This window comes from Alloyangia pacifica (assembly GCF_020524285.1).
In the GTDB taxonomy this organism is placed as follows: Bacteria; Pseudomonadota; Alphaproteobacteria; order Rhodobacterales; family Rhodobacteraceae; genus Salipiger; species Salipiger pacificus_B.
In genome coordinates this window covers 241,874-262,408 of sequence record NZ_JAIVKX010000007.1, presented here as the reverse complement: position 1 = coordinate 262,408, position 20,535 = coordinate 241,874, and the positions used below count along the sequence as shown (strand labels likewise).

Sequence of the window (20,535 nt, the reverse complement as noted above, 5' to 3'; positions counted from 1 at the left end):
GTTGGCCTGCCTCCGGCGGGGATATTTGGACCTAGAAGAAACCGCGCGCGCCGCGCCTTCGTCTAGACGACAATATCCCGGGGGTGAGGCGCGCAGCGCCGAGGGGGCAGCGCCCCTGCCACCTCAATATTTGCCTCCCAAGGTTCCCGAGGGGCCGCGATAGTCACGGTCGGCGCAGCAAGCATCGGTTGGGCCGCGCCCCCTTCCCCTCTTCCACGCGCGCGATAGAGTGCCCCGATGGCAATCCCGGTCGAGACCTTCTTCCTGCGCCCCGGCGAACAGGGCACGCTGCAGGCACGGATCCAGCAGATGGTGGCCGAGGGCGTGCTCTCGGGCCGGTTTCGCCGCGGCGAGAAGATGCCCTCGACCCGGCGGCTGGCGGCGCATCTCGGGGTCAGCCGGATCACCGTCTCGCTGGCCTATACCGAGCTGCAGGCCTCGGACTACCTGACCGCGCGCGACCGCTCGGGCTACTACATTTCCGAAGGCGCGCCGGAGCCGCCGGACTTTCCCGAGACGCCGCGGACCGAGCGGGTCGACTGGCAGCGCGCCATGGGGCGGCGCTTCGCGGCGGGCGCGGTGCCCGAGCGGCCTGCCGACTGGGCCAGCTATCGCTATCCCTTCATCTACGGGCAGGCCGATCCGAAGCTCTTCGACCATGCCAACTGGCGGCTCTGCGCGGTGCAGGCGCTGGGGGCGCGGGACTTCGGCGCGCTGACGCAGGACTACTACGACCGGGACGACCCGCAACTGGTCGAGTTCCTCGCCCGCCAGACCCTGCCCCGGCGCGGCATCCAGGCCCGGCCCGAGGAGATCCTGATCACCCTCGGCGCGCAGAATGCGCTCTGGCTGGCGAGCCAGATCCTGCTCTCGCCGGACCGGCGGGCGGCGGTGGAGGATCCCTGCTACCCGGCGCTGCGCGTGCTGCTCGGCCAGACCGGCTGCGGGCTCTCGGCCGTCGGCGTCGACGCCCAGGGCCTGCCGCCCGAGGCCGTGCCCGAGGGCACCGACGTGATCTTCACCACCCCCAGCCACCAATGCCCCAGCGGCGCCACCCTGCCGCTGGCGCGGCGCCACGCGCTGCTCGAGCGGGCGCGCGCCCTCGAGGCGGTGATCGTCGAGGATGACTACGAGTTCGAGATGGCCTACCTGCAGCCCCCGACCCCGGCGCTGAAGAGCCTCGATGGCGACGGGCGGGTGGTCTATGTCGGCAGCTTCTCGAAGTCGCTCTTTCCCGGGCTGCGGCTCGGCTATCTCGTCGGCGCCGAGCCGTTCATCCGCGAGGCCCGCGCCCTGCGCGCCTCGGTGCTGCGCCACCCGCCGGGACACATCCAGCGCACCGCTGCCCATTTTCTGAGCCTGGGTCACTACGACAGCCTGGTGCGGCGAATCGGCCGCGCGCTGGGGCAGCGGCGGCAGATGATGGAGCAGGAGATCGCCCGCAACGGGCTCGAGGTGGCGGGGGTCGCCGCCCATGGCGGTTCGTCCTTCTGGATGCGCGCCCCAGCGCACGTCGATACCGCCGCGCTTTCCAGCCAATTGCAGCACGACAGCGTGCTGATCGAGCCCGGAGCGCCGTTCTTCCAGCGCCGGGACGGGCCGCGGAATTTCTACCGACTCGGCTACAGTTCCATCCCCTCGGAGCGCATCGCGGAGGGGTTGGAACGCATTGCACAGGCGCTTGCACGTCCCCGCAGTCGGGGCTAGGGCTTTGCCCCATGCGGACCATCCGGGATTACCAGTCAACCGAGCCTCGCGACCGGGGCGCCAGCGTCGCCATCGGCAATTTCGATGGCGTGCACATTGGTCATCGCGCGGTGATCGAGCTGGCCCGGGAGAAGGGCAACGGTGCCCCTTTCGGCGTGCTGACCTTCGAGCCGCATCCGCGTGAATTCTTCGCCCCCGACGCCCCGCCGTTCCGGCTGATGTCCGCCAAGGCCCGCGCCTCGCGGCTCGAGAAGCTGGGCGTCGAGCGGCTCTTCGAGCTTCCCTTCGACGCGGCCCTCGCCGCGCTGACCCCCGAGCAGTTCGCCCGCGATGTGCTGGTGGATGGGCTTGGCCTGAGCCACGTGGTGGTCGGCGCCGACTTCTGCTTCGGCAAGGGCCGCAAGGGCACGGTGCGGGACCTGCAGCGCTTCGGCACCGAGATGGGCTTTGGCGTGACCGTGGCCGATCTGCTCGGCACCGAGGGCCGCGAGATCAGCTCCACCGCGATCCGCCTTGCGCTGACCGAGGGCGATCCGCGCGCCGCGCAGGCGCAGCTCGGCCACTGGCACCGGATCGAGGGCGAGGTGATCGGCGGCAACCAGCTGGGCCGCACCCTGGGCTTTCCCACCGCCAACATGAGCATCGAGGGGCTGCATCCGCCGCGTTTCGGCGTCTACGCCGTGCTGGTGGACGTGCTGTCCGGACCGCGCAAGGGCAGCTACCACGGCGTCGCCTCGCTGGGGGTGCGCCCGATGTTCGGCGAGAACAGCGCCAACCTTGAAACCTACCTTTTCGATTTCTCCGGCGATCTCTACGGCGCCGTGCTGTCTGTCGGGCTGGTCGAGTTCCTCCGCCCCGAGATGAAGTTCGACGGGCTCGAGGCGCTGGTCGCGCAGATGGACCGCGACAGCGCCAAGGCCCGCCGCGTTCTGGACGCCCTATGACCGACCACATCGACCGCAAGGGGCTGGCCCCGCGCTTCTGGGAGAAGAAGCCGCTCACCAAGCTCAATGACAAGGAGTGGGAGGCGCTCTGCGACGGCTGCGGCAAGTGCTGCCTGAACAAGCTCGAGGACGAGGAAACCGGAGAGGTCGCGCTGACCTGCGTGTCCTGCCGCCTGCTCGACGACGAATCCTGCCTCTGCTCCAACTACGAGATCCGGCACCAGTTCGTGCCGGAGTGCATCGTCCTGCGCCCCGACAACATCGACGAGCACGCCTACTGGATGCCCGAGACCTGCGCCTATCGCCTCCTGTGGCAGGGCAAGCCGCTCTACGACTGGCACCCGCTGATCTCGGGCGATCCCGAGACGGTGCATGCCGCCGGCGTGTCGATGCGCGGCCGCACCGTGCCCGAGTTCGAGGTCGGCGAGGACGACTGGGAAGACTACATTATCGAGGAGCCCACCTGATGTTCTTTGCCTCCGACAATTCCGGCCCCGTCCCGTCGCAGGTGCTCGAGGCGATCGCCCGCGCCAACGAGGGCCACACCTCGGGCTATGGGTCGGACGCGCTGTCGCAACAGGTCGCCGATCGCATCCGCACCCTCTTCGAGGCGCCCGAGGCGGCGGTCTACCTGGTGCCCACCGGCACCGCGGCGAACTCGCTGGCGCTGGCGACGCTCTGCCCGCCCTATGGCACGGTGTTCTGCTCGCCGGTCGCCCATATCCACGAGGACGAGTGCAACGCGCCCGAGTTCTACTCCGGCGGCGCCAAGCTGACGCTGGTCAAGGGTGGCGACCGCATGACCCCCGAGGCGCTGCGGACGGCGTTCGAGGGCGAGGGCACCCGCGGCGTGCACGGCCCCAAGCGCGGCCCGGTGTCGATCACCCAGCTCACCGAGAAGGGCAACTACTACACCCTCGAAGAGCTGCGCGCGCTGACCGCCGTGGCCCGTGAGTACGGCCTGCCCGTGCACCTCGACGGCGCGCGCTTCGCCAATGCCGCGGTGAAGCTCGGCTCCACCCCGGCCGAGATGAGCTGGAAATCCGGTGTCGATATCTGCGTCTTCGGCGGCACGAAGAACGGGCTGATGGGCGTCGAGGCGGTGGTGATCTTCGATCCCGCCAGGGCCGAGGAATTCGAGTACCGCCGCAAGCGCGGCGCGCATCTCTTCTCCAAGCACCGCTACCTCGCGGCGCAGATGGACGCCTACCTCGAGGGCGATCTCTGGAAGGAGCTGGCGGAGAAGGCCAACGCGCGCTGTGACCAGCTCATGCAAGGCCTGAAGGGGATGGGGCTGACGGTGCACAATGACACCCACGCCAACATGATATTCTTCGAGATGCCGCGCGCGGCACACCGCAAGGTGCTGGAGGCCGGGGCGGTCTACTACCCCTCGGGCGATCTCGAAGGCAACGATGCCGAGCTGCTCACCGGGCGGCTGGTCTGCGACTGGTCGCTGCAGCCCTCGGACGTCAGCGCCTTCCTGGATCTTCTGCGCGACGCCGCCTGAGCTCGGCGCCGTCCAGATTTCTTCGAAGAAATCTGCAAGAGCCTTCGAAGGCTCTTGCCCCTCAGTTCAGCTGGAAATGCAGCTCGTAGCTGCCATCGACGAAGGCGCCGAAGAGATCGGGAATGTCGGGGTGCTCCACCGGCTGTCCCGAGTAGTCTGCGATCAGGTTCTGCTCGGACACATAGGCCACGTAGAAGCTTTCATCGTTTTCGGCCAGAAGGTGATAGAAGGGCTGCTCACGGCGCGGGCGCGAGTCCTCGGGAATGGCCTCGTACCACTCCTCGGTGTTGCTGAACTCGGGGTCGACATCGAAGACCACGCCGCGGAACGGGTGCTTGCGATGGCGGACGACCTGGCCCAGATGATATTTTGCGCGCGATGTGTGCATGTTCACCTCTGAGAACAATTTTTGACATTTTTGCGGCAATAAGTCCAATACCTAGCCCGGCATCGGTGGAAACACACTGTGGACCTCGGGCCGACAGTACGGCGGAACTCCGCCCAGCCGGATTGAAGGAATTGTGATTCCAACGTGGCTGGCTTTGCGGTAAAATCCCTGTCAACAAAAGGCAAAAAGACTTCCAGAAGAGCAGAAAAAAGCGAGAGGCAGATGAGCAGATGGCTTCGCGCGGCGACGCTGGTCTTATTGGCCGCGTCCTGCGGTGGTGGCGGTGCAGGCCGCGCCCCGAACGACCTAGAAGACGCATGCGCCATTATCCGTGAGCGCCCCCAGTACATCCGCGCCTTCCGCGCCGCGGAGCGCAAATGGGGTGTTCCCGTTCACGTGCAGATGGCGACGATCTACCAGGAAAGCAAGTTCATCTCGGACGCGCGGACCCCGTTCCGCTACGCGCTCGGGGTGATTCCCTACGGCCGGCAGAGCTCGGCCTTTGGCTACAGCCAGGCGCTCGACGGCACCTGGGACGAATACCTCGAGGAAACCGGCCGCTGGCGCGCCGACCGCGACGACATCCGCGATGCGGCGGACTTCATGGGCTGGTACATGGCCGGCAGCCGCGAGCGGCTGGGGATCAGCCTGCGTGACGCGCGCAACCAGTACCTCGCCTACCACGAGGGCCGCGGCGGCTATTCGCGCGGCACCTACAACGGCAAGTCCTGGCTGCTGCGCGTGGCCGAGGACGTGGGCAACCGCGCCGTGGTCTACGAGGTGCAGCTGGCCAATTGCCGCCAGGCGCGCCGCTGGTGACCCGCCGGGCGATGACATGACAAGGGCCGGGCATCAGCCCGGCCTTATCGCTTTCCCCGGAACCGCGCTGCAGCGCCGCCCCGGCCTCATGTCGACCGGCCTACTTCACCCGGTTCACGTCGAAGACCGAGTTCGGCAGCTGCGCGTCGTCCAGCGCGCCCAGCACCACGGTGGTCTTGCTGCCGTTGCCGTCGGTGATCACCCATTGCCGCAGCTGCACCGGGTTGCCGGTGAACTTCATCTGGATCGTGCCGCGGTCCGGATGTTCCGGGTCCTGCGCGGTCACCGTGGTGGCGGTGCCGTCGTAGCTGTGCCCGGTCACCATGCCCGCGCGGCCGAGGTTCACGTTGCGCGCGAGGATGATCGACAGCGGCGTCTGGCTCAGCGGGTAGGTCTCAGGCTGGCCACCGATCTTCTTGTCGAAGACGTAGACCGCCCCTGCCCAGGCCAGCACCAGAGCCTGGTCCGGCGGGTTGTACTCGAAGCGCACCTTGCCGGGGCGCTTGATCGAGATCGTGCCGGTGGAGATCGAGCCGTCGCCGTTGATCTGGGTGAACTGGCCCTTCGCGGACTGGATCGAGTTCAGGTATTGCGACACCTGGCCCAGCGACAGCTGCTGCGCCGCTGCCGGCAGCGTGGTGAGCACCAGTGCCGTGAGTGCGGCGATGAAAGTGCGGATCATTCGTCAGGTCCTTCTAGCCCGTGGTCTGCCCTTCTGTCGCATGCCGCGCGGCGGTTATGCGATATCAGGCAGGCGTTGAAGCCAATCTAGGGCGTGGAGCCGGGCGATCAAAGCCCCGGCGTCCTCGCGGCGGCACACCTTCGCGCAAGACGGGGCTCCGCCCCCGCCCTGCGGGCGCCCTCGGCGTATTTTGGAAGAGAAGAAGCCCGGGAGCGCAGACCCCCGGGCTTCTTCTCTTCCAAAATACGCATTTCCCTCCGGTGCCACCAGCGCGGCACCGGACAGGCGCTTATTGCTCGGGCACGAGGATCTCGCGCTTGCCGACGTGGTTGGCCGCCGAGACGACGCCCTCGTCCTCCATCTGCTCCACCAGGCGCGCGGCCTTGTTGTAGCCGATGCCGAGCTTGCGCTGGATGTAGGAGGTCGAGCACTTGCGGTCCTTGATGACGATGGCCACCGCCTGGTCGTAGAGCGCATCCTCACCGTCGGTGTTGCCGCCGGTGTTGAGCCCTAGCACCGCGTCGATGTTCTCGGCCTTCTCCTCGTCCGGGCCCTGCACCACGCCGTTGACGTATTCCGGCGGGCCGAAGGCCTTGAGGTGGTTCACCACCTCCTCGACCTCTTCGTCGCTCACGAAGGGGCCATGGCAGCGGGTAATCCGCGCGCCGCCGGCCATGTAGAGCATGTCGCCCATGCCCAGAAGCTGCTCGGCGCCCATCTCGCCGAGGATGGTCCGGCTGTCGATCTTCGAGGTCACCTGGAAGGAGATGCGGGTCGGGAAGTTGGCCTTGATGGTGCCGGTGATCACGTCCACCGAGGGGCGCTGCGTGGCCATGATCAGGTGGATGCCGGAGGCGCGGGCCATCTGCGCGAGGCGTTGGATGCAGGCCTCGATCTCCTTGCCCGCGACCATCATCAGGTCGGCCATCTCGTCAACGATGACGACGATGTAGGGCATCTTGCGCGGCTCGAACTCCTCGGTCTCGAACACCGGCTCGCCGGTCTCGTCGTCGAAGCCGGTCTGGACGGTGCGCTTGAACATCTCGCCCTTCTTCAGCGCCTCGGCGACGCGGCCGTTGTAGCCGTCGATGTTCCGCACGCCCATCTTGGACATCTTGCGGTAGCGGTCCTCCATCTCGCCGACGACCCACTTCAGCGCCACCACGGCCTTCTTGGGGTCGGTGACGACGGGGCTCAGCAGGTGCGGGATGCCGTCGTAGACGCTGAGTTCCAGCATCTTCGGGTCGATCATCACCAGCCGCAGGTCCTCGGGGGTGAGCTTGTAGAGCAGCGACAGGATCATCGTGTTGATCGCCACCGACTTGCCCGAGCCGGTGGTGCCGGCGATCAGCAGGTGGGGCATCTTCGCGAGGTTGGCCACCACGGGATCGCCGCCGATGTCCTTGCCGAGCGCCAGAGGCAGGCGCTGGGTGCCGTTGTCGTAGTCGCGGCTCGAGAGGATCTCGCGGAAGGAGACCATCTCGCGCTTGTCGTTGGGCAGTTCGATGCCGATCACCGAGCGGCCCGGCACGGTCGAAACACGCGCCGAGAGCGCTGACATCGAGCGGGCGATGTCGTCGGCGAGGCCGATGACGCGGCTGGCCTTGAGGCCCGGCGCGGGCTCGAGTTCGTACATGGTGACCACGGGGCCGGGGCGGACCGAGACGATCTCGCCCTTCACGCCGTAGTCGTCGAGAACGGTTTCCAGCATCCGCGCGTTCTCTTCCAGTGCCTCGTCGGAGAGCACGTGGCGCTGGATGTTGTCGGCACTGGCCAGAAGGTGCAGCGGCGGCAGCTCGTAGTCGATGGCGTTCTCGGCAAAGTGCAGGGCCGGCTGCGCCTCGGCCTGGGCGCGGCGCGAGGGTTGCATGGGCTTGGGCTCGGGCTTCTGTACAACCTTGCGAGGCTCGGCGACGGGGATCTCCAGGCGCGCGGCGCCCTCGGCAGACCAGCTTTGAACGTCGTCGTCCTCGTCGCCGTCGTCTTCCATGTCGTAGCCCGCCGCGGCGGCACCGCCGTAGCCGTCGTCGTAGCTGTCGTCATAGCCATCGGAGGTGAAATCGTCCGAGTAATCGTCCTCGGCGGCATACGCCTCCGTAGCCGCCGGCTGCGCGCCATAGCGGTCATCGGCGCGGGGCTGCGCCGCGGGCGCCGCCTCGTAGGCCACCGGGGCCTCGTCGCCGTAGTCGTCGAAATCGCGGTAGTCGTCGAAGCCCTGCGCGCCCGCTTCCGGGGCGTCGTAGGGATCCTCGGCATGGGTGAAGGGCGCCGGGCCCGAGGTCCGGGCGTAGCCTTGCTGCGCCGGCATGTGCTCGGGCGCCGGCGGCACCGCACGCGAGGCGGTGAGCGGGGGTTCGGACGGCAGCTCCTGCGCCGCCTGCGCGGCGGTCAGCGGCGGCTCTGCGCGCAGCAGCTGCGCCGGCTTGTAGATCAGCGGCGCCGGCCCCTGGCCGCGGCCCTTGGTCAGCGGCTTGCTGGGATCCGCCGTGCGGCTGGCGCTGCCGAAGGACGGCATCGAGGGGCGGCGGCGGCTTTTCACCGCGTGGGCGATCTTGGCGCGGATGCGGTCCTCGCCGTTTTCGGGTTCGATCGGCAAGAGCTCGACCTCGTCGTCATAGGGTTCGGGTTCGGGATCGATGCGGCGGGTGATGCGGGCCAGCAGGCCCGGCTTCTTCACCGGCTCGGGCGCGGGGCGCGGGGCGGGCGGCTCGACCGCGGCCTGCTCCCAGGCCTGCATCTGCGCGTAGGCATAGGCGTCGTCCTCGTCGAGCAGCTCGGGCTCTTCGGGCTCAAGCTCCAGCGGCGGCGGCGCGGCGCGGCGCACGCGCGAGGCCGGGCGCGGGGCCTCTACCTGCGGCTCGGGATCATAGGCCTGCGGCGCGTAGTCCTGCTCGTAGTCCCGCGCCTCCTCGGTGTCGCCGTAGCGGGTGGCGGCCCAGGCCTCGGCCTCGGCGGCCTCCTCGGCGCGTCGGGCGCGGCGGTCGGAATGCGCCGCCTGCGCCTTGTGCGCGGCGGCCATGGCCCCGCCCGCGCCGCGGCCCAGCAGGTTCAGCAGCGAGGCGTAGGACATGATGAGCCCGACCAGCAGGAAGCGCGCGATGTTCTGCAGCTCCGCCTTGGTGGAGCCCAGCACGAAGGCGCCGAGCGCCAGCAGGCCAACGCCGAGCAGCACGGTCAGAAGCTTCAACCCAAGGCCCGCGCTCAGTGGCAGAATGCCGAGCGCCGTGCCCATCATCATGTCGCCGAAGAGCCCGCCGAGACCGAAGCTGTGGGTCCATTCCGGCCCGGTGGCGAGACCGGCGGCATAGACCGAGGCGAGCGCGATCCAGATCGGCGCGAAGACGACGCGCGACAACGCGCGGTCGTCGCCGCGGTGCAGGGCGAAACGCACGCCCCAGACCAGCAGCACCAGCGCCAGCCCCCAGCTGCCGAGGCCGACGATCATGTAGAGCGGTGCGGCAATCGAGGCGCCGAGCCGGCCGAGCCAGTTCTGCACCGGCGCGTCGGTGGCCGATAGCCACGACGGATCGTCCGGCGTGTAGGAGCCGATCATCGCCGCCGCCAGGAGGCCGAGAACGATCAGGGCGATGCCGCCCAGCTCCCTGCCCCGCTTCTCGATCGCGGCCTGCATGTTGCTGTCGAAGAGCGGGTCACGCCCCTTCACCTGATATGCCATCGCTCGCCTCGTCGTTTTTTCTTATTGCCCGTACAGGCAGTCCCGGATCCGGGTCAGCCCGCGTTCGGTTTCCTCTCGGGAGGCCACCAGCGCCACGCGCAGGTAGCCCTTGCCCGGGTTCCCTGCCTCGGTGTCGCGCGACAGATACGCGCCCGGCAGCACGCGCACGCCGGTTTCCTTCCAGAGCTTCAGCGCCGCGTCCTCACCGTCCTCGACCGGCAACCAGAGGAAGAACCCTGCCCGCGGCGGCATGTAGCCCGGCACGTTGCCGAAGATGCGGTCCGCCAGCTCGAACTTCTCGAGATAGAGAGCGCGGTTCTCTTCGACGTGGGATTCGTCGGCCCAGACCTTCTCGGAGACGCGCTGCACGGGCAGCGGCAGCGGCGCCCCGGCAAAGGACCGGTGCTGCTTGATCCGGCGCAGGCTCTCGGGCCCGCCCGCCACGAAGCCCGAGCGCAGCCCGGGCAGGTTCGAGCGCTTCGACAGCGAGTGAAAGATCACCACACGCTCCGGATCGGCGCCCATCTCGCTCGCCACCTGCAGCGCGCCGACGGGGGCCTCGCCGCGGTAGATCTCGGAGTAGCATTCATCCGCGAGGATCTGGAATTCATGCGTCTCGCCAAGCGCGATCAGCGTCTCCCAGTAGGCGCGGTCGGCCACGGCGCCCTGCGGGTTGGCGGGCGAGCAGAGGTAGACCAGCGCGCTGCGCGCCAGAACGTCCTCGGGCAGGCCCGCGATGTCGGGCAGATGGCCGGTGGCCTCGGTGGCGTTCACGTAGACGGGCTCTGCACCCACCGAGAGCGCGGCCACCGCGTAGACCTGGTAAAAGGGGTTGGGCATCAGCACCAGCGGCTGCTGGCCGTTCTTGGCCTCGGGGCAGAGCGCCATGGCGGCATTGTAGAGCCCCTCGCGGGTGCCGTTCACCGTGGTCACCTGCGTGTCCGGGTCCACCGTCACCCCGAAGCGGCGGGCAATCCAGCCGGCAATATTGGCGCGGAGTTCCGGCGTGCCTTCGTTGGGCGGGTACTTGCCGAACTCCTGGACAGACTCGGCCAGCACCTCGCCGACGAAGGTCGGGAAGGCGTGCTTCGGCTCGCCGATGGTCATGTGGATGACCTCGCCGCCGGGCTCGAAGGAATCGAGCAACGCCCGCAGGCGCGGAAACGCGTAAGCCGGAAGGTTCGAAAACCGTTCGGGGAACATGCCAGTACTGCCTCTGTAAGTCGGGATCGTGAGCGCCCCGTTTGCCGCAGAGGATACGCAAGGCAACGGGCTTCGTCTACCGCAACTCCACGCGGCGCGGGGGCTGTGGCGGGAATGTCGCAGCGCGGTAAAATTTTTGCCTCGCGGCGGGGCCGTCGGGAATTCCAATGTCACCCCGGCGACTTAGCATGGCCCTCCCAGTGCGGAGGGCCCCGCAGGCAAGGGGCGAATCACGCCCCTTGCGCGGGCCGACGCAGGCACCGGCCCGGCCCCGCAACGCCCTGCGCGCTTCAGGCGAAGTAGTCGCGCAGCATGCGGGTGTAGATCGCCTTGAGCTGGCCGATCTGCGCCACCTCGACGTTCTCGTCGACCTGGTGCAGCGTCTTGCCGACCAGGCCGAACTCGACCACCGGGCAATGGTGCCGCACGAAGCGCGCGTCCGAGGTGCCGCCCGTGGTCGACAGCTCGGGCGTGCGGCCCGTCTCGGCCTCGACCGATTTCGCCACCAGATCCGACAGCGGCCCCGGCGGGGTCAGGAAGGCCTCGCCCGAGATCTTGATGTTGAGCTCGGTGCGCGTGCCGAACTCGGCATCGACCTTGGCGGTCTCGGCGCGCAGCCAGTCCGAGAGCGAGGCGCCGGTGTGGGTGTCGTTGAAGCGGATGTTGAGCGTCGCGCGGGTCTGCGCGGGCACCACGTTGGTCGCCGGGTTGCCGGTGTCGATGGTCACCACCGCCAGCGTCGAGGGATCGAAGTGATCGGTGCCCTCGTCGAGCACATGGCTCGACAGCCGGTCCATCAGCCGGGCCATGGCGGGCATCGGGTTCAGCGCACGGTGCAGATAGGCCGAATGGCCCTGTTTGCCGGTCATGGTGAAATGCGCGTTCATCGAGCCGCGACGGCCGATCTTCATCATGTCGCCCATCTCTTCAGGGCAGGTCGGCTCGCCGACGATGCAGATCGACATCTTCTCGCCTTCCGCCTCCATGTAGTCGAGCAGCGCCGTGGTGCCGTCCACCGCGTCGCCCTCCTCGTCGCCGGTGATGGTCAGCACGATGGCGCCCTCGGGCGGGGTCTCCTTCACGAAGTCCACTGCGGCGGCGGCAAAGGCAGCGACGCCGGACTTCATGTCGGTGGCGCCGCGGCCGTAGAGGATGCCGCCCTTCACCTCGGCGCCGAAGGGATCGACCGTCCAGGCGCCCAGATCCCCCACCGGCACCACGTCGGTGTGGCCGTTGAAGCCGAAGCTCTTGGCATGACCCTTCTCGCCCCAGCGGGCGAAGAGGTTCGCCACCCCGCCCCGGTCGACCCGGGTGCAGGCAAAGCCCGCCTCTTCCAGCAGGCCCTGCAGCAGCACCAGCGCGCCACCCTCCTCGGGGGTGACCGACGGGCAGCGGATGAGATCGGCGGTAAGCTGGACGGGATCGGTGGTCATGGGCGCATCTCCGGAGTGGTTTGCCCTTGGCTACAGCGCGGCGCGCGCGCGTGCAAACGCGATGACCGCGGCGCGGCCTGGGGGAGCAAAAGAGGGGGCGCTGCCCCCGCCGCCTCCGGCGGCGCCCCCGGGATATTTGGACCTAGGCGAAAGCCCGGAAGCGGGCGCGCCGGGGCTTCTTCTCTTTTCAAATACGCATATCGCGGCGGTGCCGCCAGCGCGGTCGCGGCCGGCACCGGGGCGGCGAGAATCGCGATGACGCTGGCGGCGGCGCATGCTACGGCTGCGGCATGAGCAAACTGCCTTCGAAAGCCGAGATCCTCGACTGGATCATGGCGCACCCGACCCAGACCGCGAAACGTGACATTGCCAAGGCCTTTGGCATCAAGGGCGCTGCGCGGATCGACCTCAAGCGCATCCTCAAGGAGCTCGAGGCGGAGGGGCACCTGGAGAAGCGCCACAAGACCTACCGCGACCCGGACCGGCTGCCGCCGGTGTCGGTGCTGCAGGTCAAGGCTCCGGACGAGAACGGCGATCTGTTCGCGCAGCCGCTCGAATGGCACGGCGAGGGCGTCGAGCCGATCGTGCTGCTGGTGCTGCGCGCCTCGGACCCGGCGCTCGGCGAGGGCGACCGCATCCTGGCCAAGCTGCAGGTCGTGCACGAGGCGGACCACAATTACGAGGCGCGGCTGATCCGCAAGATCGGCGTCAGCCCGCGCAAGATCGTCGGCATCTTCCGCAAGGGCCCCGAGGGCGGGCGCATCGTGCCGATCGACAAGGGCGCCGACAAGGAATGGCTTGTCGCTCCCGACGCCATGGGCGGCGCCAAGGACGGCGAGCTTGTCGAGGCCGAGCAGGCCGGGCCGCGCGCCTCGCGCATGGGGCTGCCGAAGGCGCGCATCGTGATGCGCCTCGGCGATCCCTCGGAGCCCAAGGCGGTCTCGCTCATCGCCATCCACCAGCACGGCATCCCCGACGACTTCCCGCCCAAGGTTCTGGAGGAGGCCGACCGGATGAAGCCGGCGGGCCTCAAGGGCCGCACCGACCTGCGCGAGCTGCCGCTGGTGACCATCGACCCGGCGGACGCGCGCGACCATGACGACGCCTGCTTCGCCGAGGCCGACGAGGATCCGAAGAACCCCGGCGGCCACGTGATCTGGGTCGCCATCGCCGACGTCGCCCACTACGTGCTGCCCGGCTCGCAGCTCGACCGCGAGGCCAAGAAGCGCGGCAACTCGAGCTATTTCCCGGACCGCGTCGTGCCGATGCTGCCGGACCGGCTGTCGGGCGACCTGTGCTCGCTGCACGAGGGCGTGCCGCGCGCCTGTATCGCCGTGCGCATGGTGATCGATTCCGAGGGCAACAAGCGCTCGCACGAGTTCATCCGCGGGCTGATGCGCTCGCCCGCCTCGCTGAACTACGCCGAGGTGCAGGCGGCGATGGACGGCCAGCCCAACGACAGGACCGGGCCGCTGCTCGAGGACGTGATCCGCCCGCTCTACGACGCCTATTACGCTCTGCGCGCCGCCCGCGACCGGCGCCAGCCGCTGGACCTGGAGCTGCCGGAGCGCAAGATCGTGCTGGGCGAGGACGGCACCGTGACCTCGGTGAACTTCGTCGACCGGCTCGACGCGCACAAGCTGATCGAGGAATTCATGATCCTCGCCAATGTCGCCGCCGCCGAGACGCTGATCGCCAAGCGCACCCCGCTGCTGTTCCGCGTGCACGAGGAGCCGCCCGTGGAAAAGCTCGACGCGCTGCGCGAGACGGCGCTGGCCGCGGGGTTGACGCTGGCCAAGGGGCAGGTGCTGAAGACCTCGCATCTCAACAAGCTGCTGCATGACGCCGCGGGGCGCGAGGACGCCGAGCTGATCAACCTCGCCACGCTACGCTCGATGACCCAGGCCTACTACAACCCCGAGAACTTCGGGCACTTCGGCCTCGCGCTGCGCAACTACGCGCATTTCACCTCGCCGATCCGCCGCTACTCGGACCTCATCGTGCACCGCGGGCTGATCACCGCCCACGGCTGGGGCGACGACGGGCTGAGCCAGGAGGACATCGAGCGGCTGCAGCAAACCGCCGAGCATATCTCGGACACCGAGCGGCGCTCGATGCTGGCCGAGCGGGACACCACGGACCGCTACCTCGCCTCCTACCTGTCGGAGCGCGTCGGCGCGGAATTCGGCGGCCGGATCAGCGGCATCGCCAAGTTCGGGGTCTTCGTGAAGCTCGACGAGAGCGGTGCCGACGGGCTGGTGCCGATCCGCAACCTCGGCAACGAGTTCTTCCACTTCGACCGCGACGCGGGCACGCTGATGGGCGCCGACACCGGCACGCTGATCACGCTGGGCCAGAGGGTGCGGGTGAAGCTGGTGGACGTGACGCCGGTGACCGGCGGCATCGGGCTGGAGCTGCTGGAACTGGCTGGCGAGGCGGTCGAGGCGCCGCGCCACCGCAAGCCCTCGGGCTACGGGCGGTTCAAGAAGACTGCCGGTGGCAAACCTGGCGGAAAGGGCGGACCGAAGCGCAAGGGCGCCAAGGGCAAGGGGCCCGCACGCCGCAAGGACGTGCAGGCCCGCGCCAAGGACGCCAAGACGGCGCGCAAGGTCAGCCGGACACGTAAAGCCGATCGTTGAGCGGCGCGTAGAGCGCCTCTCGCCCGCGCGCGACGTAGTCCATCAGTGGCTGCCGCGCGCGCAGCGCCCGGCGCAGCGCCGTGACTCCGGGCAGGCTGTCGATCATGCTCAGCACCGGCAGCACCGAGGCGTCCGCCGCCGAGGGCGCCGCGCCAAACAGCCACGGCCCCTCGCCCAGCACCGCGACCAGCGCGTCGAGGTCCATCTCTGCCAGCGCGCAGCGATCTTCCTCGGAGTAGCGGGCGATGCCGTGCCAGGTCATGCCCTGCCGCTGGCCTTCCTGCACCTTGGCCTCGAGTCCCTCGGGCAGCCCCTTGAACGCTTCGGGGAAGAACTGCGGCCAGACCCGGGCGTCGAGCCAGCGGTCATGCGCCACCTGCCAGCGCAGGCTGTCCTCGGCCATGCGCATCACCGCATGCGCCATGCCGCGCGCGGCGGCGTCGAAACCGGGAAAGAACTCGGCCCCCTGGGCTTCGAGCCATTGCTGGATGAGCGCGCTGTCGGGCACCACGCACTGCGGCGTCTCGAGCACCGGCAGCTTGCCGTAGGGGCCTTCGGGCATCGGCACGAAGCGCGGCCGCCAGTCGAGGCCGGACATCTCGAGCAAGAGCATCGCCTTGACGCAGAACGGGCTGTTGGACGGCTCGCCCAGGGTGGGCGGGAAGGAAATCAGGGTCAGCATGGGATGGTCCTTTTCGGGACTTTGAGGAAAGGGAGCTGCCGGCCCCTCGGACCCTAGCCGCCGCTCTTGCCGGAAACTGTCAGGACGGTGCAGGATGATCGTGCCATGTCCCGGACCGAACGCCTCTTCCAGCTCATGCAGGCGATGCGCCGCCTGCCCGCCCCCGTCACCGCCGCCACGCTGGCGCAGGAGACCGGGGTTTCGGAGCGCACGCTCTACCGCGACATCGGCGCGCTGCGCGGGCTCGGCGCGGTGATCGACGGCGAGGCGGGCTACGGCTTCACCCTGATCGAGGATCCGCACCTGCCGCCGCTGTCGTTCGACGAGGACGAGCTGGAGGCGCTGGTGCTGGGGCTGCGCGAGGTCGAGGCGCTGGCCGACCCGGCGCTGGCGCTCGCCGCCCGAAACGCGCTGGCCAAGCTGCGCGCCCGACTGCCCGAGCGGCAGGCGCACCAGTTGCGCCACGCGGTGCTGACCGCGCACCGCTTCTCGCCCCCTGCCCCGCCAACCATCGACGCCGCCCGGCTGCGCTGTGCCTGCCGCGAGGAGCGCCACATCCGCTTCGACTACCGCGATGCGCAGGGCGCGGCGACGCAGCGCGAAGTGAAGCCGCTGTCGCTGCTGCTGCTCGACAACTCGCACTGCCTGATCGCCTGGTGCCTGCTGCGCGAGGACTACCGCACCTTCCGGCTCGACCGGATGGCGGCGATGGCGGTGCTCGAGACCTCCTTCCGGCCCGAACGCGTGCCCCTGCTGCGCGGCTTCATGGCGCGCATGGAGGCCGAGCAGGGCAGCTGCGCGATCCGGATGTGAGGCCCTTGTGGGGACGCAAGGCGCGCCCCCGCGCCCCCTGCGCCGCGCCCGTCCGCGATCTCTTGCCGATGGCGTGAAATGTGATCGCCGTCCCTCCTTCGCAAATCACCCGGCGCGCGGTAGCCTTTCGGTCAATAAGAACACGAGCAGTAGGTGACCCCAGATGAAACGGAGCCTTTCCGGCCTCGCGCTGTGCCTGATGGCCACGCAGGCGCCGGCAGAACGCATAGACGACTTTACCGCGCCGGTGATCTCGCAGCGCCCGACGCTGCGCCCGATGGGCTTTGTCGCGGCCGAGCCCGCGCAGGTGGTGCCGGCCACCGAGGTGCAGCAGGAATTCGCCCGCTGGCTCACCGACTTCCGTGGCCGCGCCCGCGCCGAGGGGATCAGCGAGCGCACGCTCGACGCGGCGCTGCGCCACGTGCCGCTGGACACCGAGGCGCTGCAAAGGATCAACAACCAAGCCGAGTTCACCAAGACGCTCTGGGCCTACCTCGGCTCGGCGGTCTCGGACACGCGCATCGAGAACGGCCGCGCGGCGCTGGCCGCCAATGACCAGCTGCTGCGGCAGATCGAGGCGCGCTACGGCGTCGACCGGCAGGTGGTGCTGGCGATCTGGGGCATGGAGAGCGCCTATGGCACGCATCGCGGCATGCATCCGGTGATCCCGGCGTTGGCGACGCTGGCCTATGGCTCGCGGCGCGGAAAGTTCTTCGAAGGCCAACTGATCGACGCGCTGCACATCATCCAGAACGGCGACACCACCGCCGCGCAGATGACCGGAAGCTGGGCCGGGGCGATGGGCCATACGCAGTTCATCCCCTCCTCCTACCGGGCGCTGGCGGTGGATTGGACCGGCGACGGCAAGCGCGACATCTGGTCGGACAACCCCGCCGACGCGCTGGCCTCGACGGCGCATTACCTCGCCGAGAGCGGCTGGATCCATGGCCAGCCCTGGGGCGTCGAGGTGCAGTTGCCGCGCGGATTCGATTACGAGCTGGCGGGCAGCACGACCCGCATGCCCTCGGACTGGGCGAAGCTCGGCGTGGTCGGCATGGACGGCCGCCCGGTGCAGGATTTCGGCTCGGCGAGCCTGCTGCTGCCGGCCGGGCACAAAGGCGCGGCCTTCCTGACCTTCAAGAACTTCAAGGTGATCTCGCGCTACAATGCCGCCGACGCCTATGTGATCGGGGTCGGGCATCTTGCGGACCGGATCATGGGCGGCGCCCCTATCCGCTCGAGCTGGCCCGACGACGAGCGCGCGCTGACCAGCGACGAGCGCAAGGAGCTGCAGGTGCGGCTGAAACAGGCGGGCTTCGATCCCTCGGGCGTCGACGGGCGCATCGGGCCGATGACCATCAAGGCGCTGCGCGATTACCAGCGCGCGGTGGGCGCGGTGCCGGACGGCTACGCCTCGCTCGAAGTGCTGCACCGGCTGCGGTAGCTCAGCGGCAGCCCGCGCCGCAGCTTCTTTCCAGCGCCTTCACCTGGCGGGCGCTGGGGCCGGGCCAGCGGTTGGCGCCGCAGGGGTCGGCGATCAGCACCAGCCGGCCCTCCTCGCGCTTCAGCAGCGCCGCCATCGGGCCGGTCCGGGCCTCGCCGCACCACGGGCCGTAGCAGGAGACGCGCAGCGTGATGCGCTGATCGAAGGGGCGGCTGAAGCCGCCCTGCCCCAGCGCCCAGCCCCAGAACCGCGCCGGCACTTCGCCGGAGCTGCGCGGCACCGGGCCGGTTTCGAGCATGCCGTTCACCGCGATCCATTCGGTCTGCTCGGCCTTCGCGGCGCGCACGTCGCGCGCCACGTCCGGCGGCAGGCACTTCAGCGCAAAGGCCGGACTGGCGACACCAAGCAACAGAACAAGGAACAGAAACGCGGTACGGATCACAGCTTCTCCCGGAAGGCGGCGATGACCTGCTCGTAGACCGGGCGCTTGAAGGGCACGATCTGGCCCAGCACCTCGTCCGCCGGCAACCAGCACCATTCGGAGAACTCGGGGTGCTCGGTCTGGATGTTCACCTGCGAATCCTCGCCGTTGAAGCGCAGCAGGAACCACTTCTGCTCCTGCCCCTTGTAGCGGCCCTTCCAGATGCGCGGCACGATGTCATGCGGCAGATCGTAGGACAGCCAGCCCTCGGTTTCGGCCTCGACGGTGACCAGCGAGGGGCTGACGCCGATCTCTTCCTCGAGTTCACGCAGCGCGGCCTCCTGCGGCTCTTCGCCCTTGTCGATCCCGCCCTGCGGCATCTGCCAGGCGGGCACCTCGCTGTCGAGCCGCTGGCCGACAAAGACGTGCCCCGCGGCGTTGACGAGCATCACGCCGACGTTGCGGCGGTAGGGCAGCGCGGCGATCTCTTCGGGGGTCATGGTCTTCATCAAAGGCTCCTTGGTTGTGGCGGCACGCTAGCGCCGGAAAGGCGGTTTTGGAAGGGGAGCCGGGCGTGCACCGGCCCGTGGGGTGGCGCCGCAACGACTGTGATCCTCTTTGTATCCCGGCCAAATCCGCAAACCTTTCGAACGCCGTGCGAGATGACAAGGCGCCAGCCCGCCGGGACCGGCCAGCGCCCGCCCGGCGGCTTCGCCTTGATTCCGGGCGTATCGACGCGCCGAGCCCGGAAACCAAAAGGCGCGCCCCGCGGGACGCGCCTTCCGTGTCTTGTCGGCCCGAAGCCTTACTTGTCGGCAGCCTGCGCCTGCTGCATCAGCGCCTGCTCGTCGCCGAGCACGCTGAGGCCCTTGAGGATGTCGATCGCATAGGCCAGCTGGTAGTCGTCCTGGCGCAGCTTGGCGGCTTCCTCGGCCTTGGCGCGGTCTTCCTCGATCTGGCGGATCTCGTCCTCGGTCAGGCTGTCATTGTCCAGCGCGCCGCGCAGATCGGCCTCGGAGCGGCTGAAGCCGGGCACCGCGTTCTCTTCGTCCTCCGGCTCGGGCGGACGCTGCTCGACCACGATGTCGGGCGAGACGCCGAGCGCCTGGATCGACCGCCCCGAGGGCGTGTAGTAGCGCGCGGTGGTCAGGCGCATCGCGCCGTCGCCGCGCAGCGGCATGACGGTCTGCACCGATCCCTTGCCGAAGCTCTTGGTCCCGACGACCACGGCGCGGCGGTGATCCTTCAGCGCGCCGGCAACGATTTCCGACGCCGAGGCCGAGCCGCCGTTGATCAGCACGACGATCGGCTTGCCGTCCGACAGGTCCCCTTCGGAGGCATTGTAGCGCTCGCCGTCGGCGGCGTTGCGGCCGCGGGTCGAGACGATCTCGCCCTTGTCGAGGAAGGCGTCCGCCACCTTGATCGCCTGGGTCAGCAGGCCGCCCGGGTTGTTGCGCAGGTCGAGCACGATGCCGTTGACCTTGTCCATGCCGCCCGCGGCCTCGACCTGCTCGGCCAGCCCCTCTTCGAGATTGGGGAAGGTCTGGTCGTTGAAGGTGGTCACGCGCAGCACCACGGTGTCGCCCTCGAGACGGGTGCGCACGGCGGTGAGCGTGATGGTGTCGCGAATGATCGAGATGTCGAAGGGCTCTTCCTCGCCCTCGCGGACGACGGTGATGACGATCTCCGAGCCGACCGGCCCGCGCATCTTGTCCACCGCCTCGTCGAGGTTCAGGCCGAGCACCGACTCGCCGTCGACATGGGTGATGAAATCGCCCGCCTCGACACCGGCCTCGGCGGCGGGGGTGCCGTCCATCGGCGAGACAACCTTCACGAAGCCGTCTTCCTGGGTGACCTCGATGCCGAGCCCGCCGAACTCGCCGCGGGTCTGAACGCGCATGTCGGCGGCATCATCGGGCGCCAGGTAGCTCGAATGCGGGTCGAGCGAGGTGAGCATGCCGTTGATCGCGGCCTCGATCAGCTTCTTGTCATCCACTTCCGACACATACTGCGCACGGATGCGCTCGAAGATGTCGCCGAAGAGGTCGAGCTGCTCGTAAACGCTGGTGTTCTTCTCGGCTTCCTGGGCCAGCAGCGGGCCGACGAACTGCGTCGTTGCCACGACGCCTGCCACGGTGCCGCCCAGTGCGGCCATCAGAAACTTGTTCATCCTC

17 protein-coding genes are annotated in these 20,535 nt (G+C 68.9%); 8 read left to right on the top strand and 9 right to left on the bottom strand.

Annotation, left to right across the window (positions count from 1 at the left end; all coding sequences use genetic code 11):
• Positions 1 to 237: 237 nt before the first annotated feature.
• Genes LC039_RS11355 through LC039_RS11340 form a run of 4 tightly spaced genes read left to right on the top strand, consistent with a single transcriptional unit; the run spans position 238 to position 4,161 of the window.
• The gene (locus LC039_RS11355; RefSeq protein ID WP_226624225.1) at positions 238 to 1,707 is read left to right on the top strand and encodes a PLP-dependent aminotransferase family protein; all 1,470 of its coding nucleotides are present in this window, start codon (positions 238 to 240) and stop codon (positions 1,705 to 1,707) included.
• A gap of 11 nt (positions 1,708 to 1,718) precedes the next feature.
• Complete coding sequence (locus tag LC039_RS11350) at positions 1,719 to 2,651, top strand: bifunctional riboflavin kinase/FAD synthetase (RefSeq protein ID WP_226624223.1); 933 nt, start codon at positions 1,719 to 1,721, stop codon at positions 2,649 to 2,651.
• Positions 2,648 to 3,118, top strand: coding sequence for a YcgN family cysteine cluster protein (locus LC039_RS11345; RefSeq protein ID WP_226624221.1), 471 nt, complete (start codon positions 2,648 to 2,650; stop codon positions 3,116 to 3,118). The genes LC039_RS11350 and LC039_RS11345 overlap by 4 nt, the downstream gene beginning before the upstream one ends.
• Positions 3,118 to 4,161, top strand: coding sequence for a threonine aldolase family protein (locus LC039_RS11340; RefSeq protein WP_226624219.1), 1,044 nt, complete (start codon positions 3,118 to 3,120; stop codon positions 4,159 to 4,161). The genes LC039_RS11345 and LC039_RS11340 overlap by 1 nt, the downstream gene beginning before the upstream one ends.
• Before the next feature lie 61 nt (positions 4,162 to 4,222).
• On the opposite strand, the gene hspQ is transcribed toward LC039_RS11340, so the two are convergent.
• Complete coding sequence (gene hspQ / locus LC039_RS11335) at positions 4,223 to 4,549, bottom strand: heat shock protein HspQ (RefSeq protein ID WP_226624217.1); 327 nt, start codon at positions 4,547 to 4,549, stop codon at positions 4,223 to 4,225.
• A 222-nt stretch (positions 4,550 to 4,771) separates the two neighbouring features.
• On the opposite strand from hspQ, the gene LC039_RS11330 reads away from it, so the two are divergent.
• Positions 4,772 to 5,368: a lytic transglycosylase gene (locus LC039_RS11330; protein WP_226624215.1), complete on the top strand. Its 597-nt coding sequence runs from the start codon at positions 4,772 to 4,774 to the stop codon at positions 5,366 to 5,368.
• A gap of 100 nt (positions 5,369 to 5,468) precedes the next feature.
• Here the strand turns inward: LC039_RS11330 and LC039_RS11325 are convergent, their stop codons facing one another.
• From LC039_RS11325 to dapE, 4 genes are all read right to left on the bottom strand, one after another.
• Complete coding sequence (locus LC039_RS11325) at positions 5,469 to 6,050, bottom strand: LolA family protein (RefSeq protein ID WP_226624213.1); 582 nt, start codon at positions 6,048 to 6,050, stop codon at positions 5,469 to 5,471.
• 289 nt (positions 6,051 to 6,339) lie between these two features.
• Positions 6,340 to 9,726, bottom strand: a complete 3,387-nt coding sequence (locus tag LC039_RS11320) for a DNA translocase FtsK (protein WP_226624212.1) — start codon at positions 9,724 to 9,726, stop codon at positions 6,340 to 6,342.
• 21 nt (positions 9,727 to 9,747) lie between these two features.
• On the bottom strand, positions 9,748 to 10,929 hold the full coding sequence (locus LC039_RS11315; protein ID WP_226624210.1) for an aminotransferase class I/II-fold pyridoxal phosphate-dependent enzyme: 1,182 nt from the start codon (positions 10,927 to 10,929) through the stop codon (positions 9,748 to 9,750).
• Between the two features lie 290 nt (positions 10,930 to 11,219).
• Positions 11,220 to 12,362: a succinyl-diaminopimelate desuccinylase gene (dapE, locus tag LC039_RS11310; protein ID WP_226624208.1), complete on the bottom strand. Its 1,143-nt coding sequence runs from the start codon at positions 12,360 to 12,362 to the stop codon at positions 11,220 to 11,222.
• 290 nt (positions 12,363 to 12,652) lie between these two features.
• Here dapE and rnr point away from each other — a divergent pair, with 290 nt between their 5' ends.
• Positions 12,653 to 15,001, top strand: coding sequence for a ribonuclease R (gene rnr / locus LC039_RS11305; RefSeq protein ID WP_226624206.1), 2,349 nt, complete (start codon positions 12,653 to 12,655; stop codon positions 14,999 to 15,001).
• On the opposite strand, the gene LC039_RS11300 is transcribed toward rnr, so the two are convergent.
• Positions 14,973 to 15,683 carry a glutathione S-transferase family protein gene (locus tag LC039_RS11300; protein WP_226624205.1) on the bottom strand — a complete coding sequence of 237 codons (711 nt, stop codon included), beginning with the start codon at positions 15,681 to 15,683 and terminating at the stop codon, positions 14,973 to 14,975. The genes rnr and LC039_RS11300 overlap by 29 nt on opposite strands.
• Positions 15,684 to 15,788: 105 nt before the next feature.
• Between LC039_RS11300 and LC039_RS11295 the strand changes: the two genes are divergently transcribed.
• Together LC039_RS11295 and LC039_RS11290 are read left to right on the top strand one after the other, a co-directional pair.
• Positions 15,789 to 16,496, top strand: a complete 708-nt coding sequence (locus LC039_RS11295) for a helix-turn-helix transcriptional regulator (RefSeq protein ID WP_226624203.1) — start codon at positions 15,789 to 15,791, stop codon at positions 16,494 to 16,496.
• Between the two features lie 163 nt (positions 16,497 to 16,659).
• Positions 16,660 to 17,940 carry a lytic murein transglycosylase gene (locus tag LC039_RS11290; protein WP_226624201.1) on the top strand — a complete coding sequence of 427 codons (1,281 nt, stop codon included), beginning with the start codon at positions 16,660 to 16,662 and terminating at the stop codon, positions 17,938 to 17,940.
• Between the two features lies 1 nt (position 17,941).
• On the opposite strand, the gene LC039_RS11285 is transcribed toward LC039_RS11290, so the two are convergent.
• From LC039_RS11285 to LC039_RS11275, 3 genes are all read right to left on the bottom strand, one after another.
• Positions 17,942 to 18,382, bottom strand: coding sequence for a hypothetical protein (locus LC039_RS11285; RefSeq protein ID WP_226624200.1), 441 nt, complete (start codon positions 18,380 to 18,382; stop codon positions 17,942 to 17,944).
• A complete protein-coding gene (locus tag LC039_RS11280; RefSeq protein WP_226624346.1) occupies positions 18,379 to 18,861 on the bottom strand; it encodes an RNA pyrophosphohydrolase in 483 nt (160 codons plus the stop codon). Before LC039_RS11280 ends, LC039_RS11285 begins: the two co-directional genes overlap by 4 nt.
• A gap of 305 nt (positions 18,862 to 19,166) precedes the next feature.
• Positions 19,167 to 20,531, bottom strand: coding sequence for a S41 family peptidase (locus tag LC039_RS11275; protein ID WP_226624199.1), 1,365 nt, complete (start codon positions 20,529 to 20,531; stop codon positions 19,167 to 19,169).
• Positions 20,532 to 20,535 lie beyond the last annotated feature (4 nt).

Excerpts from the sequence above, each read along its gene's own strand:
- LC039_RS11320 (WP_226624212.1), bottom strand. The coding sequence starts at position 9,726 with ATGGCATATCAGGTGAAGGGGCGTGACCCGCTCTTCGACAGCAACATG.
- LC039_RS11300 (WP_226624205.1), bottom strand. The coding sequence starts at position 15,683 with ATGCTGACCCTGATTTCCTTCCCGCCCACCCTGGGCGAGCCGTCCAAC.
- LC039_RS11315 (WP_226624210.1), bottom strand. The coding sequence starts at position 10,929 with ATGTTCCCCGAACGGTTTTCGAACCTTCCGGCTTACGCGTTTCCGCGC.
- LC039_RS11280 (WP_226624346.1), bottom strand. The coding sequence starts at position 18,861 with ATGACCCCCGAAGAGATCGCCGCGCTGCCCTACCGCCGCAACGTCGGC.
- LC039_RS11340 (WP_226624219.1), top strand. The coding sequence starts at position 3,118 with ATGTTCTTTGCCTCCGACAATTCCGGCCCCGTCCCGTCGCAGGTGCTC.
- dapE (WP_226624208.1), bottom strand. The coding sequence starts at position 12,362 with ATGACCACCGATCCCGTCCAGCTTACCGCCGATCTCATCCGCTGCCCG.
- rnr (WP_226624206.1), top strand. The coding sequence starts at position 12,653 with ATGAGCAAACTGCCTTCGAAAGCCGAGATCCTCGACTGGATCATGGCG.
- LC039_RS11350 (WP_226624223.1), top strand. The coding sequence starts at position 1,719 with ATGCGGACCATCCGGGATTACCAGTCAACCGAGCCTCGCGACCGGGGC.
- hspQ (WP_226624217.1), bottom strand. The coding sequence starts at position 4,549 with ATGCACACATCGCGCGCAAAATATCATCTGGGCCAGGTCGTCCGCCAT.
- LC039_RS11345 (WP_226624221.1), top strand. The coding sequence starts at position 2,648 with ATGACCGACCACATCGACCGCAAGGGGCTGGCCCCGCGCTTCTGGGAG.
- LC039_RS11295 (WP_226624203.1), top strand. The coding sequence starts at position 15,789 with ATGTCCCGGACCGAACGCCTCTTCCAGCTCATGCAGGCGATGCGCCGC.
- LC039_RS11290 (WP_226624201.1), top strand. The coding sequence starts at position 16,660 with ATGAAACGGAGCCTTTCCGGCCTCGCGCTGTGCCTGATGGCCACGCAG.
- LC039_RS11355 (WP_226624225.1), top strand. The coding sequence starts at position 238 with ATGGCAATCCCGGTCGAGACCTTCTTCCTGCGCCCCGGCGAACAGGGC.
- LC039_RS11325 (WP_226624213.1), bottom strand. The coding sequence starts at position 6,050 with ATGATCCGCACTTTCATCGCCGCACTCACGGCACTGGTGCTCACCACG.
- LC039_RS11330 (WP_226624215.1), top strand. The coding sequence starts at position 4,772 with ATGAGCAGATGGCTTCGCGCGGCGACGCTGGTCTTATTGGCCGCGTCC.
- LC039_RS11275 (WP_226624199.1), bottom strand. The coding sequence starts at position 20,531 with ATGAACAAGTTTCTGATGGCCGCACTGGGCGGCACCGTGGCAGGCGTC.